This window comes from Ensifer sp. (genome assembly GCF_031989085.1).
Classification (GTDB): Bacteria; Pseudomonadota; Alphaproteobacteria; order Rhizobiales; family Rhizobiaceae; genus Ensifer.
The window spans coordinates 25456-40970 of record NZ_DALZXU010000006.1 but is presented as its reverse complement, the minus strand read 5'-3'; the positions used below and the strand labels follow the sequence as shown (position 1 = coordinate 40970).

Genomic DNA, 15515 nt, shown 5'->3' with positions numbered 1-15515 from the left:
TTCTCGGAAGCAGGCGACGGGCCTCCCGCGACGCCAACGCAAACCAAGCGCCCCTTACCGCCGCTCAGGCCTCGAAGTCGCCGAACACGTCCTGCAGCCGCGTCAGCATGCCGACCCGTTCGCTGACTTCGTCCCCCAACACAACGATGATGTTGCTGAGCATCAGGTCCATGACGGCGATCGTCGTCGCAGCGCCGTCCCAGAGGGGACCATGGGAGCCCGGAACGACGAGGCAGATGTCAGACACCTCCGCAGCCCAGGGGCAATATTCGTCGGTGTAGAGAATGACCTTGACGCCCGCCCGGCGCGCTTCCATCGCCAGTGGCCTGGCCTTGGCGGCAAAACGCCTGACATCGTGCAGGAAAAGCACGCGCCCCTCGACTGAGCCATCGAGCAGTTCAGAATAGGTGCCGTTCAGGCCGTCGACAAACTGCACCCGCGACCGGGTATAGGAGAGCTGGCTGGCAAAATACTGGGCGATGCCGCGCACGTTCTGGTAGGCGGCGACATAGACCTCGCTGGCGCCGATCAGCGCCTCGATCGCCTGCTGCCATTCCGGCGACGTCGTCAGCTCGTAGACCAGCCCGAGATTGTTGATCTGCTCCTGGATCAGGCCGGCGAGCAGCTTGCCCTCGCGAATGTCTTCGCGCAGCCGGTCGACCGGTCCCTTGACCTGCCAGGCGGGGTTGGAGCTGCCGCGCCGCAGCTCGTGCTTCAGCTGGTCTAGCCCGTCGAACCCCATGCGCCGGAGGTAACGCCCGACGGTCATCGGCGACAGCTCGAGACGCGTTGCAATCGATTTCGCCGTTTCGAACGGGATCTCGGCCAGATTGCGCTCGATGTAATGGGCGATCAGCCTGTCGGATTTCGACCGCCTGAGTTCATCGCTCTGCACGAGCTTCAGGATTCGTTGTGCCACGTCCCCTCCCCGGAGGTCCTTCCGCCCGCCTGCAGTGCCGCGCGTCAGCCATGACGCGCAAGACATGTGTTCGCGGGCGGAATTGTCGTTCGCCGTCGCCGTTACTGCGCCGTCTTCACCTTGGTCCAGACACGATCGAGCTGGCGCACGCCGGAGCCCAGGTCCTCGAAGATCTGGAGCCGTTGCATCGTCTCGGGCGTCGGATTGATCTCCTTGCTATTCTTGATCTGGTCGGGGGTCAATTGCCGCGCCGGCACGTTGGCGGTGCCGTTGGTCTGCTGGGAGACGTTTAGGGCTGCGACCTCCGGACGGGTGTAGAACTCCATGAATTTCATGGCGCTGTCCTTGTTCGGCGCCGTCTTCAGGACGCACATGTCTTCCTGATACATGGTCGCGCCCTCCTCCGGGATCACGTAGCCGAGGTCCTTCTGGTTGGCGAAGACATCGACCATCGCGCCGACGAAGAAATGGCCGGCCGCCACGTCGCCGGACTGCACCATCGGTCGGGTATCGTAGGTGAAGGCGGCAACGTCAGGCTTCATCGCGATGATCGTATCGGCCGCCTGCTGCAGCTCGGCCGGGTCGGTCGAGTTGACCTTGTGGCCGTTGAGGATCAGCCCGACCGCCAGGACCTCGCGCATGTCGTCGAGCAGGGTGAATTTCAAGCCCTTTTCCTTGACCGTGGCGATCAGGTCCTTCCACCCGACGACGTCCTTGCCGAGCACTTTTCGATTGTAGACGATGCCGACGGTGCCGAAGGCGTAGGGCAGGCAATATTCGCCCTTGGGGTCGCTCTTTGCCCTGAGGAACGCCGGATCGATATTCTTGAAACCTTCATAGGCATTGATGTCGGTCTTCTCGAGAAGATCGAGCTTCGACATGATGTCCTGCATGTGCACCGACGGGAAAACGACGTCATAGCCGGTCGCGCCGCCCTGGATCTTCGCCAGCATCTCCTCATTGGAGGAATAGGTGGAAAGGTTCACCTTGATCTTCGTCTCGTCTTCGAACTTCTTGAGCACCGCCGGATTGATGTATTCGCCCCAATTGTAGATGTTGAGTTCGGCTGCGTGGGCGAGAGCCGTGCTGCAAACCAAGGCGGACAGCGAGAAAGCGGCGACCCGTGCGGAGCCGAAGAGTTTGGCCCTGGTCGCCCGGACGACGCGGCTTGCTTTTGTCATAGATAGTCTCCTCTGATGGTTCATGGGGCATGGCACCCCAGGATCGGACCGTTCCCTGGTCCTTGCCGGTTCCGGCTTCTGCGGCCGTTGACACCGATGAACAAATGGTATCCATATATCGAAAACGCACAAGCGTTATTTAAATAACATTTTGGGGAATGACAGATGCAGGATTCCATTGTCCGGCTGGAGGGGGCGAGCAAAGCCTTCGCCACCCCGGAAGGCGGAAGCGTGACCGCGCTCGACGCCATCGATCTTCAGGTGCGGCGCAACGAGTTTCTGACGCTGCTCGGGCCGTCAGGCTGCGGCAAGACCACCTTGCTGCAGGCGATCAGCGGCTTCGTCGAGCTCGACGGCGGGCGCATCCTGATCGACGGCGAGGACATGACCGACCGGCCGCCCTATCGCCGTCCCGTCAACACCGTGTTTCAGAACTACGCGCTGTTTCCGCACATGACCGTCGGCGATAACACCGCCTATGCACTCGAGGTCGCCGGTGTCGCCAAGGCGAAGCGGCGCGAGCAGGTGGCAGCAGCGCTGAAAATGGTCGGCCTTGCGGGCATGGAGGGCCGGCGCCCGCGCCAGCTTTCCGGCGGCCAGCAACAGCGCGTCGCCCTTGCCCGTGCCATCATCGCCCGCCCGAAACTGCTCTTGCTCGACGAACCACTGTCGGCGCTGGACAAGAACCTGCGCCAGGCGATGCAGATCGAGCTTAAGACGCTGCAGCACGAACTCGGCATCTCCTTCATCTTCGTCACCCACGACCAACAGGAGGCGCTGACCATGTCGGATCGCGTCGCCGTCCTGTCCGGCGGGCGCATCCAGCAGCTCGACACGCCGCGGGCGATCTACGACCATCCGGTCAACAGCTTCGTTGCCACCTTCATCGGCGCCAGCAATCTCTTCGACGGCCGGATCGATGGTGACAGGCTGATGACCGGCGACGGGACGCAGATCCACCACCGTCCCACGCCGAACACGGCAGCGGGCGCGGCGACGGCGCTGATCCGGCCCGAGCAATTCTTCCTCGCTGGTGAAGGGGAACCTTTCCCGACCCTTGATGTCGATCTCGAGGCGATCGTCTTCGTCGGCTCGACATTCGAACTGTTCGGCCGCACGCAGGCCGGCAAAAAGGTCATCGCCGAGATCCCCGCCGGCCGGCGCAGCCTGATCGGCGACATCGAGCGCACCCGCCGCGCCAGGCTCGCCTACGATCCCGCCGCCGTTCACCTCATTCACCCCTGCGCGGAGGCGTAACATGTCGATCGCCCTTCGCCGCCGCGTCCAGCTCGCCGTCCTGCTCGGTCCCGTTTCCCTGTTCCTTGCCGTGTTCTTCCTTGGCCCGCTCGCCATCATGATGGTCACGAGCTTCCTGGCGCCGGGGCTCTATGGCGGCGTCGAGTGGACCTTCTACCCTCACAACTTCGGTCGCATCCTCGGCTTTGCCGATCCGATGTTCGAGGATTTCGATCCCGTCTACATCGCGATTTTCCTGCGCTCGGTGAAGATCGCCGCACTCACCGTTCTGGCCGCCTTGCTCGTCTGTTATCCCGCAGCCTTCTGCATCGCGCGGCTGTCTGAGCGGTGGAAGAACTTCTGCCTGTTCCTCATCACGCTGCCCTTTTTCACCAGCCTGATCGTGCGCCTGTTCGTCTGGGTGCTGATCCTGCGCCAGACCGGTCTCGTCAACGAGATGCTGCTGTCGACGGGCATGATCGCCCGGCCGCTCGACCTCATCTATACGGACGGCGCCATCATTCTCGGCATGGTCTATGTCTTCATTCCGTTCATGTTCATGCCCGTCTATGCCAGCGTCGAGAAGCTGGACTGGACGCTGGTGCGCGCCTCGCTCGATCTCGGCGCGGGGCCAATCCGCACCTTCTGGCGCATCATCCTGCCGCTGACCGCCCCCGGCATCATCGGTGGCGCGATCATCGTCTTCATCCCGGCACTCGGCAACTTCGTCGTTCCGGCCATCCTCGGCGGCGCCAAGGTGATGATGCTCGGCAATCTCATCGAGCAGCAGTTCCTTGCCGCCCGCAACTGGCCGTTCGGCTCGGCGCTGGCGATGATGGTCATGAGCGTGATGCTGGTGCTGCTTCTCGTCTACGTGTTTGCGTCGAGCCGCCGCGGCGCCGACGCCGCGCTCAATCGCTGAGGTCGTCCCATGAAGATCGCTCAAACCCTCTTCCGCGGCGGCCTTGTCGCCTATACCAGCCTCTTCTTCGCCTTCATCTACATTCCGCTGGTGGTGATCGCCATCTATTCATTCAATTCCAACCCGGTCAACATGATGACCTGGACCGGCTTCACCACCGAATGGTACGCCCAGGTGCTGGGCTTCAAGACCACGGTGTCCGAGAACGCGCTCTATATCGAATCGACCGGACAGCTTCTCCAGGCCGTGTGGAACAGCCTTATCATCGCCACCTCGACGACGCTGATCGCCACCGTCTTCGGCACGGCGATCGCGATCGGCCTTTACCGCTTCGACTTTCTCGGCCAGCGCTTCTATCGGGTGATCATGTTCATGCCGATGCTGATGCCCGATATCGTGCTCGGCATTGCGCTTTTGATCTTCTTCGTCAATTCGGGCATCCACCTCGGCCTGACGACGATCATCATCGGCCAGTGTACCTTCCTGATTTCCTATGTGTTCATCGTCGTCTCGGCGCGGCTTGCCGGCATGGACCGCACGCTCGAAAATGCCTCCGCCGACCTGGGCGCCGACGAATGGACGACCTTTCGTCGCGTGGTGTTGCCGCAGCTCCTGCCCGGCATCGTCGGCGGCGCCCTGCTCGCCTTCATCATCTCGATGGACGATCTCGTCATCACCTACTTCATCGCCGGCGTCGACGTGACGACGCTGCCGATGTTCATCTTCGCCATGCTTCGGCGCGGCATCAAGCCGGAGATCAATGCGATCGCGGTGATGATGCTGACCTTCTCCTTCGTCGTCGCCTCGCTTGGCCTCTACCTCCGCTCCCGGCAGAAATGATCATGGACAACAAGAATACGCCCGCCACCAAAGCCCGCGCCCGCGACCTCGGCCTGCCATTTACCGGCCGCACCGGTCCCTTCAATGCCATCACCGATGTCGAAGGCATCGCCGTCGGCTTTCACACCATCTCTGAGGACGTGCCGCGCCCGGGCCGCAAGCGCCCCGTCAGAACCGGGGTTACCGCCATCCTGCCGCATGCGGGCTCGGCCGTGCCGGTGCCGGTCTATGCCGGCGTGCACCGTTTCAACGGCAATGGCGAAATGACCGGAACGCACTGGATCGAGGATGGCGGTTATTTCCTCGGCCCGGTCATGATCACCAACACCCATGCCGTGGGCATGACCCACCACGCCACGATCAAGTGGATGCTGGAGCGTTATGCCTCCACCTATGACAGCGACGATTTCCTCTGGATCATGCCGGTGGTCGCCGAAACCTATGACGGTGTGCTCAACGACATCAACGGCCAGCCGATCGGCGAGGCCGAGGTCGAGGCGGCGCTCGACGCGGCGAAAGGCGGCGCGGTCGAGGAAGGCAATTGCGGCGGCGGCACGGGCATGATCGCCTATGGCTTCAAGGGCGGCACCGGCACCTCATCGCGGGTGGTCGCGTTCGGTGGACGCGACTACACGATCGGCACGCTAGTGCAGGCCAACCACGGCCAGCGTGACTGGCTGACGATCTGCGGCGTACCGGTCGGCCAGCACATGCGCGACGGCACGCCACAGAGCCAGATGCAGGAGCGCGGCTCGATCATCGTCGTCATCGCCACCGACCTGCCGATGGCCCCGCACCAGTTGCAGCGTCTTGCCCGGCGCGCAGCAATCGGCATAGGCCGCAACGGCACGCCCGGCGGCAACAATTCCGGCGACATCTTCTTGGCGTTTTCGACCGCGAACCCGCAGCCGATGGCGCACCGCGCACCGCCGCGCCTGACGCTCGAAATCGTCAACGACGAGATGCTCGATCCGGTCTATCTGGCAACGGTGGACAGCGTCGAGGAGGCGGTGGTCAACGCCATGCTTGCCGCGGAAGATGCAGGCGGCACGGAGCATGACCGGTTCAAGATCGAAGCCATCAGGCATGGCCCGCTTCTCGATGTCATGCGTCGCTACGCTCGGTGATGCGGCGGCGTCGCGATCGCTCACCTCAACCGTCTGTGTGCCTCAGTTGGCCCTGCTGGTGGCCGCGCCTGCCGAAAATGGCGGCGCGGCTGGCCAGTTCGGCTGTGGCCTAATTCTTGGGCAGCTGATCAACGCCAGGACAGATGCCGCCTATTGATGCATTGTATGAGTATGTATTAATCAATAAATCATTAATATTTTATATTGACGCGATGCAGGTCGCATGTAACCCTTAAAAACATGGGAGGACGCGTAGCATAAAAATCACCTTTGGAGATTAACGCTATGACTTCCAATACAACCAAAGCAATTTCTAAAGATCATACTACGTCAGTCAGAATTCTATCCCTGGGTGTTCTCGGTGTTGTCGGCTCGACATTCATGACGACGATCGCACCACCCGTCTTTTCCTCATCGACGACACGCGCGGTCACCAATGCCCCGGTCATCCCGATCACGTCGCCAATCGGCGGACGGGTGGTCACGGTCAACGGCAATGCCGATGGCGGCCTCCAGTTGGCGACTATCGAAAACGACCGTGTCGACCGCTCGACACTGATCGGCCTGACGATCGAACTGACCACGCTCCAGAACGATCTGTCACTCAAGCAATCCATTCTCGAAGACTACATTCGCCGGATCGCCGATCTCGAACAGGACCTGAACCGCCAGCAGGCCGCGATCGTGATCAAGTCCGACAACGACCTGCGCAATGCCGAGACCCATCTCGAAATCGTCAGCCTGTCATCGGCCAACGAGAAGAACGCCGCCGCGCGGAAACTCGGCCTGGTCGAAAAGGGCGTCCTGGCCGGCAACAGGGATGATCTTGCCAATACGCTGAAGCTCGAGGACACCAAGATCGTCGCGGCCCGATTGCGGGTCGAGATGCTCAGCGCCGATCTCGGCAACGCCCGGTCCGGCGTGTTCGTGGGCGGCGATCAGCAATCGCTGCAGGACCTGCAACGCGAAATCCGCAACGTGAAGGCGGACCGCTCTCAGGTCGCCATCCAGGCTGCGACGATAAAGGTTCGTATCGACCAGTTGAAAGCCCTGATGGACATGGAGGAAGAGCGCGTCGCCAAGCTGGTCCGTGCCGACGTGGCGATTTCCGGCCAGGCCAAGCTCTTCAAGACCGTGGCCCAGGTGGGAAAACAGGTCAGCGGCGGCGACACGTTGGCCGAATCCGTCAGTTGCGCCGATGCCTTCGTCGTCGCCATCTTCTCGGAGCGGCAGGCGCAAAGCCTGTCGATAGGATCGCCGGTGGCCGTCGAGGCCGATGGCTGGGACGGCCCGGTTGCCGGCCGCATCGAACGGCTGGTGCCGAGAACGACGGACCGGGTCGATCTCGACTACGCCGTGCCATTCCCGCCGACCGAGCGGCGCGAGCTTTACGCTTTCATCGCGCCGGATACAGTGCATCCGGACCAGGCGACCACGGACAAGTTCTGCAGCGTCGGCACCTGGGTGACCGTCAGCATGCCGAAGACCTGGGTGATCTGGACGCGCCGGCAGCTCGACACCACGTCGAGCGCGCTTGCGACCTATGCCGGTCACCTTCAACAGCAACTGGAGGGACTGGCTGGCGCACCCGTTGCCGTGTCGACCACGCCACCCGCCGTCGCGCGGACCTCTCCACGCAGTGGCCGCCTGCCCGCCGGGACGACGCTCGCTGCGGCAGCGACACCCGACATCATCGAGATCAGCGACAACGCGCTCTGAACCCTCGCGAGGATCCAGCCCGTGTTCCGCTCCCCTCTTGCGCTGGCTTGGCAGGCGATCGTGCTGACCTACCTTGCGCTCGCGACCTCGCCGGCGCTCGCCGCCCAGGACGAAGCGCAGGCCCTTTGCGATGCGCTGGAGACCGTCCAGCGCGCCGCAGTCGGGCCGCCCCCCACCGCCGGGTTCATGCCAAGCTATCGTCCCGGACCGGATGAAACATCCCTGCCGCCGCCGCTGGCGACGGCTGCGTTTACCTACGACAATGCGCTCGCCGCCATGGCGTTCCTTGCTTGCGGCAGGGTTTCAGCGGCCCGGTCGATCGGCGAAGCCCTGCTCGCCGTGTCGAAATCGGATCGGAGCTTTCGCGACGGGCGGTTGCGCAATGCGTACCGAACCGGCGGACTTGTCGAGCCGGCAGCCCTTCCTGGATGGTGGGATGGCGCTGGCGGCTTCTGGGCTGAAGATGAGTACCAGGTCTCAACCGCCGCAGGCAACGTCGCCTGGGCAGCCCTCGCCCTGCTCCAGCTTCACGCCCGCACGCACGAGCCTGCCTATCTCCAGGGCGCCGTCGATCTCGGCCTGTGGCTTGGGAGCAGCCTGCGAAACGACAGCCCGGGCCTGACCGGCGGATATTACGGTTTCGATCCGGTTGCAAAACCCATCCCCTGGAAATCCACCGAGCACAATATCGATGCGCTGGCCGTCGCGCGCTGGCTCAAATCCGAGACCGAGGATGGGCAGTGGGATCGCCTCGCCCGCTCGACGATGCTGTTCCTTGGAACCATGCTCGACGAAAAACAGGGTTTCCTGATCGGCACCGACCCCTTGGGCAGGCCGGTGCGCAACGGCGTCATGGTTCTCGATGCCCAGATCTGGCCGCTGATGGTCGTGCCTGCGGGCGAACGGCCTGCGGCGTGGAACGGGGCGGCAGCGCGCATCGACGCCACCCTGGCTGTACCCGGCGGCTACGATTTCAACGGCGATCGCGATGGACTGTGGGTCGAAGGCACCGCTCAGGCCGCCTTGATGTTTCGCCTGGAAGGCGACGGCAAGCGCGCCGGAAGCCTGATGGGAAGCGTGCTCGAAAATCGCGACGCGGTGTCCGGCTGGCTGTTTGCCACACGCGAAAAGGAAATATCGACCGGCCTCACGATCGACGCCGCCGGGGCGGGCGGAGAATTCCGCTACTACCGACGGCCGCATCTGGGTGCCACTGCCTGGGCCGTTCTTGCCGCAACCGGCTTCAATCCCTTCCAACCCAATTGAGAGCATCCATGTTCTTCCGCCTCGATACAGACCTCACGAGCGTGCTTCTGTTCGACCTCGGCGTCGGGCTTGCCTTCCTGGCGTTGGCGGCCCTCACCGACCCGCGCAACCCGCTGGAACGGATCGCCTTCAGCATCGTGGCGGCAGCCTCGCTTGCGCTCTATCTCGGCTGGCGGGTGCTCGACACCTTGCCTGAACTGGAACCGACCGCCGAGAGCCTTTGGCCCTATGTCTACTTCTCCTTCGAGGCGATCTCGATCGTCTATGCGATCGCCTCGATACTCATTCTCTGCCGCACCACGGACTGGACCACTGAAGCGGACGCGGCGGAAAGCGAGCTTGAAGAAAGCGGCTGCTACCCTTCGGTCGCCGTCTTCATCTGCACCTACAACGAGCCGATCCACATCCTTGAAAAATCCGCCGTCTGTGCCAGGGCGATGGATTACCCGGATTTCCAGGTCTACGTCTGCGACGACACGCGCCGTGCGGACGTGCGCGCATATTGCGAAACGATCGGCGTCAACTACATCACCCGTCCGGACAACCGGCACGCCAAGGCCGGCAACCTCAACAACGCGCTCCAGTTGACGAACAGCGAGCGGCCATCCGACCTGATCATGGTGCTCGACGCTGATTTCGCGCCGCAGGCCAACTTCCTCAAACGCGTCGTCGGCCTTTTTCGAAACCCGCGCATCGGCGTCGTCCAGACGCCGCAATTCTACTTCAACGCCGATCCGATCCAGCACAACCTGCATATCGCTTCAAGCTTCGTCGACGATCAGCGGGTGTTTTTCGACACGTTCCAACCGGCCAAGGACGCCGTCGAGTGCGCGTTTTGCGTCGGCACGAGCTTCGTGGTGCGCCGGTCCACGGTCAACGAGATCGGCGGCTTCCCGCATGAGGCCCTGTCGGAGGACATGCTGCTCAGCTACCGGCTGATGGAACGCGGATACATAACCCGATGGCTGAACGAGAAGCTCAGCGTCGGCCTGTCGGCCGAGGGCATTCCCGAATACATCACCCAGCGAACGCGCTGGTGCCTCGGCACGATCCAGATCGGCCTGCTGAAGGATGGCCCCTTGTGGCGCGGCCGGTTCAGCCTGCGGCAACGCTTCCATTACCTGCACGGTCTCCTGTGCTGGCTGTCGAAGCCCTTCATTCTCTGCCTGCTCTTTGCGCCGTCGATCTACTGGCTGTTCGATGTCTCCGCGCTTCAGGCCGACGAGCTTCTGTTCATGAAATACGGCATCTCGTCGCTGCTGGTGTTCTGGATCTACGGATCCTGGATCTCGGGCAAGCGGACCTTGCCGCTGTTTACGGAGGTGACCCACGCGCTGACGGCGCTGCCGGCGACGTTGACGCTGTTGCAGGCGATCCGCAGCCCCTTCGGCCGGCCGTTCAAGGTGACGGAAAAAGGCGGCGACCGCTCCCGCATGCGCGTCCACGTGCCGACCGCGCTGTTCTTCGGCCTGGTGACCGTGCTCTCGGCACTTTCGGTCCTGCAGACCGTGCTTGCCTGGAGCGCGCCCACGGATTTCTCCGAACGGGAGATCCTCAATCTCGTCTGGTCGCTCGTCTCCATGACGATTGCCTTCGTCAGCCTGCTCGTGTGCATTGAACTGCCGCGATACGGACAGGAAGAGGTGATCGACGTGACTCTCCACGGCCAGTACCGGCGGGCCGGGCAGACGACCGATGTGGTCATCTGTGGGCTCTCGGCGGATTGTGTCCGTATCCCCGGCCTGGTACCGGCGAGCACGGAAGACCAGGCGGTCTGTCTGCCCGACGTCGGCTGGGTCCGCATTGCCGGCTCCGATGCAACCGGCAAAGGCATGGCGATCCTGCCGAGCATGGAACAGCGCAATGGTATTCTGCGGCTGCTGTTTGGCGTCGCGCCCACCCAGATCGCCGATCGCGGCCGCCTGCGCTCGTCAATGACCGGTCTCCTGCGGCGTGCCTTCGTCGGCTGAGTTTGCCCTAGTCGAACTCGACGATGAAGCCTGGCGTCGTCAGTGTCGGATCGCGCGCGCCCCATGTCTCGATCGTTTCCGCCTGCGGCACCTGGTTTGCGCGGTAGGCGACATAGAGAATTCCGGCGCCACCGGCCTTCGGGACCTGTCGAAACCATCTGGTGTAGCTAAGCGGCGCACCGCTCCCCCATCGCCAGGCGCCCGAAGCGCCATCCGCGACCAGCCCCAGCCACGGACCGACGCGCCGGTGCTCGCCACGCTCGAACGCGCTGTCGAAGAAGTGCCCGTCGCCGTTGACGAGCGATGCGACGAAGGCGTTTTCTTCGGCCGAGCCGATCGTCGCCAGATGGCCACCGCAGCGCGCGGCCGCGGCGGAAGCCTCCTGCCAGGCGACGACCCCGGCGGCCGCGGCATAAAGGTGGCCGTCGAAGCGGCCATAGGTCAGGGGGAAAGCCGAAAGGCAGCGCACCATGTCCACCACGCGCGCGTCTTCCAGACCATCAAGATCGTCGGCATCATATCGGCGCGCCGTCGCAAGCGAAAGGATCTCCTGGTTTGGCGCCGTGGTCGCCATGCCAAGCGCTGCCGCCGTCTCCTGATTGACGAAGCCGGTCTGCGCCAGGCCGCGGGCGCGCTGGAAGGATGTGATCGCCACGCGGGTCTGGCTGCCGAAATTGCCGTCGACCGTACCGGTGTCGAAACCGGCGCCGATCAATGACGCCTGGGCCGCGGCCCGGCGCTGCCGGTCGGCGAAGTCCCGCTGCTCCTGCGCCATCGCGGCCAAGGGCGAGCGCAGCTCCTCACGGGCGACGAGACGGCCGATCGACTGCCGCGCGGCCTCGGCATAGGCGCTGTCGCCGTGTTTGCCGAGAAACCACTTCCAGCCTCTCGGCGTATCGAGCCGCATCGCCTTGCCGAAATCGAGCGCGACGAGGTCCACGGCGGTGCGAGCATCCGCTGGATCCGCCTTCTCCTCGACCGGACGGGCGCCCTCACTTCCGAAATAGAACTCGAGCGCCAGCGACGACAGCAGTTGCGGCGATTGCCTGCCGCCCGTCTCCTTGCGCACGTCGCGCACGACGCGCTTGAAGGCGGTGCCGACCTCAAGGCCCGCACCCGACAGGTTGGCGATCAGCGCCCGGGTGAAGGGCGAATGGCCGTCGGTGCCGTCGGCCGCCACCTGTCCCGGCGCCGCGGCGAAGGCGACCATGGTGCCGGCGCCATGGGTTTCGATCGGCGCCAGCCCGCGTGTCGCGCCGCCGCGGCTCGCGCCCTCGACCTCGACGTTCAGCCGATTGGCGAGCGGGTTGTCGCGGCAGGCGTCGAGAAAGATCAGCGATATGCGCGCCCGCTTCTCAAGGGCGTTGACGATCTCCGACAAGGGCACCGTCTCGGCCGGGATATCGAATTCGCTTGCGAGCCTCGCATCGGTGCCGACCAGATAGTTTTCACCATGAAGCTGCATGCCGTGGCCGGCATAATAGAACAGCGCCACGTCGTCGGCACCGACCTTGCGCGAGAACTTCGCAAGCGCCTCGGCAAGACCGCGCCGATCCGCGTTCAGCACGAGATCGGCCTCGAAACCCTGCTTCTTCAGGAAACCATTGAACGCGATGGCGTCGCGCGCCGCGTTCGGCAAGGCGCCGGCGACGATGTAGTCGCTCATGCCGACGATCAGCGCCAGCCGCTTTCCGCTCTCTTCGGCAAGCGCCGGCATGGTTGCAAGCATGGCGGCCAGCATTGCCGGAAGCATGAAGCGCACCATTGCCCGCCATCGCATGACCCTGTCCTCCGAGGCTTCAGGACTAAGACGGTTTGGCATCGCTGCCTATTCGGACCTCGCCCCACCCGGAGAAGAATATTAGGTCGAGTTAAACAACGCGACAACATACCCAAAAGGACGGGTCAGGCCTCCGCTGACAGGGCGGCCCTATCCCGCCTGGCGGAACCGGCGGCGGTTGCGACCAAGGGCAATCGCTTCTGCCGCTTCGATGATCGATTCCGTATCGATACCGAAATGGGCGTAGAGGTCGGCGATCGTGCCGGTCTGGCCGAAATGCTCGACGCCGAGCGAAACGGTGCGGTGGCCATGGACGGAGCCGAACCAACCGAGCGTGGCCGGATGGCCATCGGTCACGGTGATGATGTCGCAGGCATCGGAGAGCGGCGCCAGCAACGCTTCGACGTGGCTTTCCGCCGTATGATGGCCGTGCCTGCGCGCCCGCTGGGCTGCCGCCCAGCCGGCATTCAGCCGATCGGCAGAGGTGACCGCCAGCACCGCGACATCGCGGTGACGCTCGGCCAGCCGCCCGGCCGCCATCAGCACTTCGGGCGCCACACAGCCCTGATAGGCCAGCACGAGCTGCGTGTTGGGGCGTGGCTCGCGCAGCCAGTAGGCGCCGTCGATCACCCCCTGGCGGAAAGCCGCATCCTCGCGGCGCTGCGTCTGCTCGAGCGGACGGGTCGTCAGCCGCAGATAGACGGAGCCGCCGGTCATATCGCGCAGCCATGTGCGTTCGTCGTGCACCGCATCGCCGTCGCGCTGCATGTAGTCGAACGCCCAGTCCATGATGACGGAGAGTTCATCGAGATAGGCGGGCTCGAAACTGGCAAGGCCGTCCTGGCTCATGCCGATCAGCTGCGAGCCGATCGACTGATGCGCCCCGCCCTCCGGCGCCAGCGTCACGCCCGAGGGTGTGCCGACGATCATGAAGCGGGCATCCTGGTAGCAGGCGTAATTCAGCGCATCGAGGCCGCGCGCCACGAAAGGATCATAAACCGTGCCGATCGGCAGCAGCCGTTCGCCGAAAACGGAGTGCGAAAGCCCGGCAGCGCCCAGGAGCAGGAACAGGTTCATCTCGGCGATCCCCAGCTCGATATGCTGCCCGCCGGGGCCGAAGGCCCATTTTTGCGCCGAAGGCACCTTCTCGTCGCGGAACGTGTCGGCCTGCATCTCGCGGGCAAAGAGCCCACGCCGGTTGACCCAGGGGCCGAGATTGGTCGAGACGGTGACGTCGGGCGCCATGGTCACGATACGGGCGGCGAACGCATCGTCGCGCTGCGCCAGCGCATCGAGGATCTTGCCGAAGCCCGCCTGGGTGGAAAGCTCGCGATCGTCGAGCAGGACCGGGCCTGCCGATTTCACGGGCTGCGATTGGAAGCGCCTTGTGCCCTCGGCAAAGAACGGCACGCCCTTCAGGAATTCCTTGGCCGCCTGGGCGTCGGCGACCGCCGCGAACTCCTCCCATTCCTCCCCGGCGCGAACGCCGGTCTTCTGCTGGAAATCCTGCATCTGCGCCTTGGTCATCAGGCCGGCATGGTTGTCCTTGTGGCCGGCAAGCGGCGTTCCCCAGCCCTTGATCGTATAGGCGAGAAAGACCGTCGGGCGATCATGGTCGATACTGGCAAAGGTGTCGGCCAGCGTCTTTATGCAATGGCCGCCGAGATTGCTCATAAGCTCCGATAGTTCGTCGTCGTCGCGCGATGCCAACAGCCTGCTGACATCGCCCTGATCGCCGATCTCGTCCTGAAGCCGTTTGCGCCAGGCAGCGCCGCCCTGGAAGGTCAGCGCCGAATAGAGCTGGTTCGGGCAGCGGTCGATCCAGGCGCGCAGGGCAGCGCCGCCGCGCTCCTTGAACGCCGCCTCCTGCAAGGCTCCATATTTGACGACCTTCACGTCCCACCCGAAAGCGGTGAAGATCGCCTCGATCCGCTGCCAAAGACCTTCGCGCACGACGCCGTCAAGGCTCTGGCGGTTGTAGTCGATCACCCACCAGGTGTTGCGCAGATCGTGTTTCCAGCCCTCCTGCAGGCACTCGTAGATATTGCCTTCGTCGAGCTCGGCGTCGCCGACGAGCGCGATCATGCGGCCGTCGCTCTTCTTCTGCGCCCAGGGTTTCGACGCGATGTAATCCTGGATGATCGAGGCGAAGGCGGTGATGCCGACGCCGAGCCCGACCGAACCGGTCGAAAAATCCACGTCGTCGATATCCTTGGTTCGGCTCGGATAGGATTGCGCGCCGCCGAAGCCGCGAAAATTCTGCAGCTTCTCGCGCGTCTGGTTGCCCATCAGATACTGGATCGCATGGAACACCGGCGCTGCATGCGGCTTGACCGCGACCCGATCCTGCGGCCGCAGGATATGAAAATAGAGCGCCGTCATGATCGACGTAATCGAGGCGGACGACGCCTGGTGCCCGCCGACCTTCACCTCGCCCTTTTCCCGGATGTGGTTGGCGTTGTGGATCATCCAGCACGCGTGCCACAGCACCTGACGCTCCAGATCCTTCAGGCATTTCAGCGCGGCGGTCGAAAGTAACGGCTCGTCCATGTCGG

11 protein-coding genes are annotated in these 15515 nt (G+C 63.8%); 7 read left to right on the top strand and 4 right to left on the bottom strand.

The window, feature by feature from the left end:
- Positions 1 to 64: 64 nt before the first annotated feature.
- Positions 65 to 919: a MurR/RpiR family transcriptional regulator gene (locus RTP54_RS22325; protein ID WP_312365828.1), complete on the bottom strand. Its 855-nt coding sequence runs from the start codon at positions 917 to 919 to the stop codon at positions 65 to 67.
- Between the two features lie 101 nt (positions 920 to 1020).
- Positions 1021 to 2100: a spermidine/putrescine ABC transporter substrate-binding protein gene (locus tag RTP54_RS22320; protein ID WP_312365827.1), complete on the bottom strand. Its 1080-nt coding sequence runs from the start codon at positions 2098 to 2100 to the stop codon at positions 1021 to 1023.
- A 165-nt stretch (positions 2101 to 2265) separates the two neighbouring features.
- Between RTP54_RS22320 and RTP54_RS22315 the strand changes: the two genes are divergently transcribed.
- The 7 genes from RTP54_RS22315 to RTP54_RS22285 all read left to right on the top strand — a co-directional run bounded on the left by RTP54_RS22315 (position 2266) and on the right by RTP54_RS22285 (position 11180).
- Positions 2266 to 3357 carry an ABC transporter ATP-binding protein gene (locus RTP54_RS22315; RefSeq protein ID WP_112815149.1) on the top strand — a complete coding sequence of 364 codons (1092 nt, stop codon included), beginning with the start codon at positions 2266 to 2268 and terminating at the stop codon, positions 3355 to 3357.
- Position 3358: 1 nt separating this feature from the next.
- Positions 3359 to 4258 (top strand): ABC transporter permease, encoded by a 900-nt coding sequence (locus tag RTP54_RS22310; protein ID WP_312365826.1) that lies wholly within the window; start codon positions 3359 to 3361, stop codon positions 4256 to 4258.
- A 9-nt stretch (positions 4259 to 4267) separates the two neighbouring features.
- Complete coding sequence (locus tag RTP54_RS22305) at positions 4268 to 5098, top strand: ABC transporter permease (RefSeq protein WP_312365825.1); 831 nt, start codon at positions 4268 to 4270, stop codon at positions 5096 to 5098.
- Between the two features lie 2 nt (positions 5099 to 5100).
- Positions 5101 to 6225 (top strand): P1 family peptidase, encoded by a 1125-nt coding sequence (locus tag RTP54_RS22300; protein WP_312365824.1) that lies wholly within the window; start codon positions 5101 to 5103, stop codon positions 6223 to 6225.
- A 381-nt stretch (positions 6226 to 6606) separates the two neighbouring features.
- Positions 6607 to 7944: an HlyD family efflux transporter periplasmic adaptor subunit gene (locus RTP54_RS22295; protein ID WP_312365823.1), complete on the top strand. Its 1338-nt coding sequence runs from the start codon at positions 6607 to 6609 to the stop codon at positions 7942 to 7944.
- 21 nt (positions 7945 to 7965) lie between these two features.
- Positions 7966 to 9210, top strand: a complete 1245-nt coding sequence (locus RTP54_RS22290; RefSeq protein ID WP_312365822.1) for a hypothetical protein — start codon at positions 7966 to 7968, stop codon at positions 9208 to 9210.
- An 8-nt stretch (positions 9211 to 9218) separates the two neighbouring features.
- Positions 9219 to 11180: a glycosyltransferase family 2 protein gene (locus tag RTP54_RS22285; RefSeq protein ID WP_312365821.1), complete on the top strand. Its 1962-nt coding sequence runs from the start codon at positions 9219 to 9221 to the stop codon at positions 11178 to 11180.
- 7 nt (positions 11181 to 11187) lie between these two features.
- Here the strand turns inward: RTP54_RS22285 and RTP54_RS22280 are convergent, their stop codons facing one another.
- On the bottom strand, positions 11188 to 12960 hold the full coding sequence (locus RTP54_RS22280) for a caspase family protein (protein WP_312365820.1): 1773 nt from the start codon (positions 12958 to 12960) through the stop codon (positions 11188 to 11190).
- A 150-nt stretch (positions 12961 to 13110) separates the two neighbouring features.
- Entirely contained in the window at positions 13111 to 15510 is a 2400-nt protein-coding gene (locus tag RTP54_RS22275; RefSeq protein WP_312365819.1) for a transketolase-like TK C-terminal-containing protein, read from the bottom strand.
- Positions 15511 to 15515: the final 5 nt, after the last annotated feature.

Bases quoted from the DNA above. Each gene is read 5' to 3' on its own strand.
- RTP54_RS22320 (WP_312365827.1), bottom strand. From the start codon at position 2,100: ATGACAAAAGCAAGCCGCGTCGTCCGGGCGACCAGGGCCAAACTCTTC.
- RTP54_RS22315 (WP_112815149.1), top strand. From the start codon at position 2,266: ATGCAGGATTCCATTGTCCGGCTGGAGGGGGCGAGCAAAGCCTTCGCC.
- RTP54_RS22310 (WP_312365826.1), top strand. From the start codon at position 3,359: ATGTCGATCGCCCTTCGCCGCCGCGTCCAGCTCGCCGTCCTGCTCGGT.
- RTP54_RS22305 (WP_312365825.1), top strand. From the start codon at position 4,268: ATGAAGATCGCTCAAACCCTCTTCCGCGGCGGCCTTGTCGCCTATACC.
- RTP54_RS22300 (WP_312365824.1), top strand. From the start codon at position 5,101: ATGGACAACAAGAATACGCCCGCCACCAAAGCCCGCGCCCGCGACCTC.
- RTP54_RS22295 (WP_312365823.1), top strand. From the start codon at position 6,607: ATGACGACGATCGCACCACCCGTCTTTTCCTCATCGACGACACGCGCG.
- RTP54_RS22285 (WP_312365821.1), top strand. From the start codon at position 9,219: ATGTTCTTCCGCCTCGATACAGACCTCACGAGCGTGCTTCTGTTCGAC.
- RTP54_RS22280 (WP_312365820.1), bottom strand. From the start codon at position 12,960: ATGCGATGGCGGGCAATGGTGCGCTTCATGCTTCCGGCAATGCTGGCC.
- RTP54_RS22275 (WP_312365819.1), bottom strand. From the start codon at position 15,510: ATGGACGAGCCGTTACTTTCGACCGCCGCGCTGAAATGCCTGAAGGAT.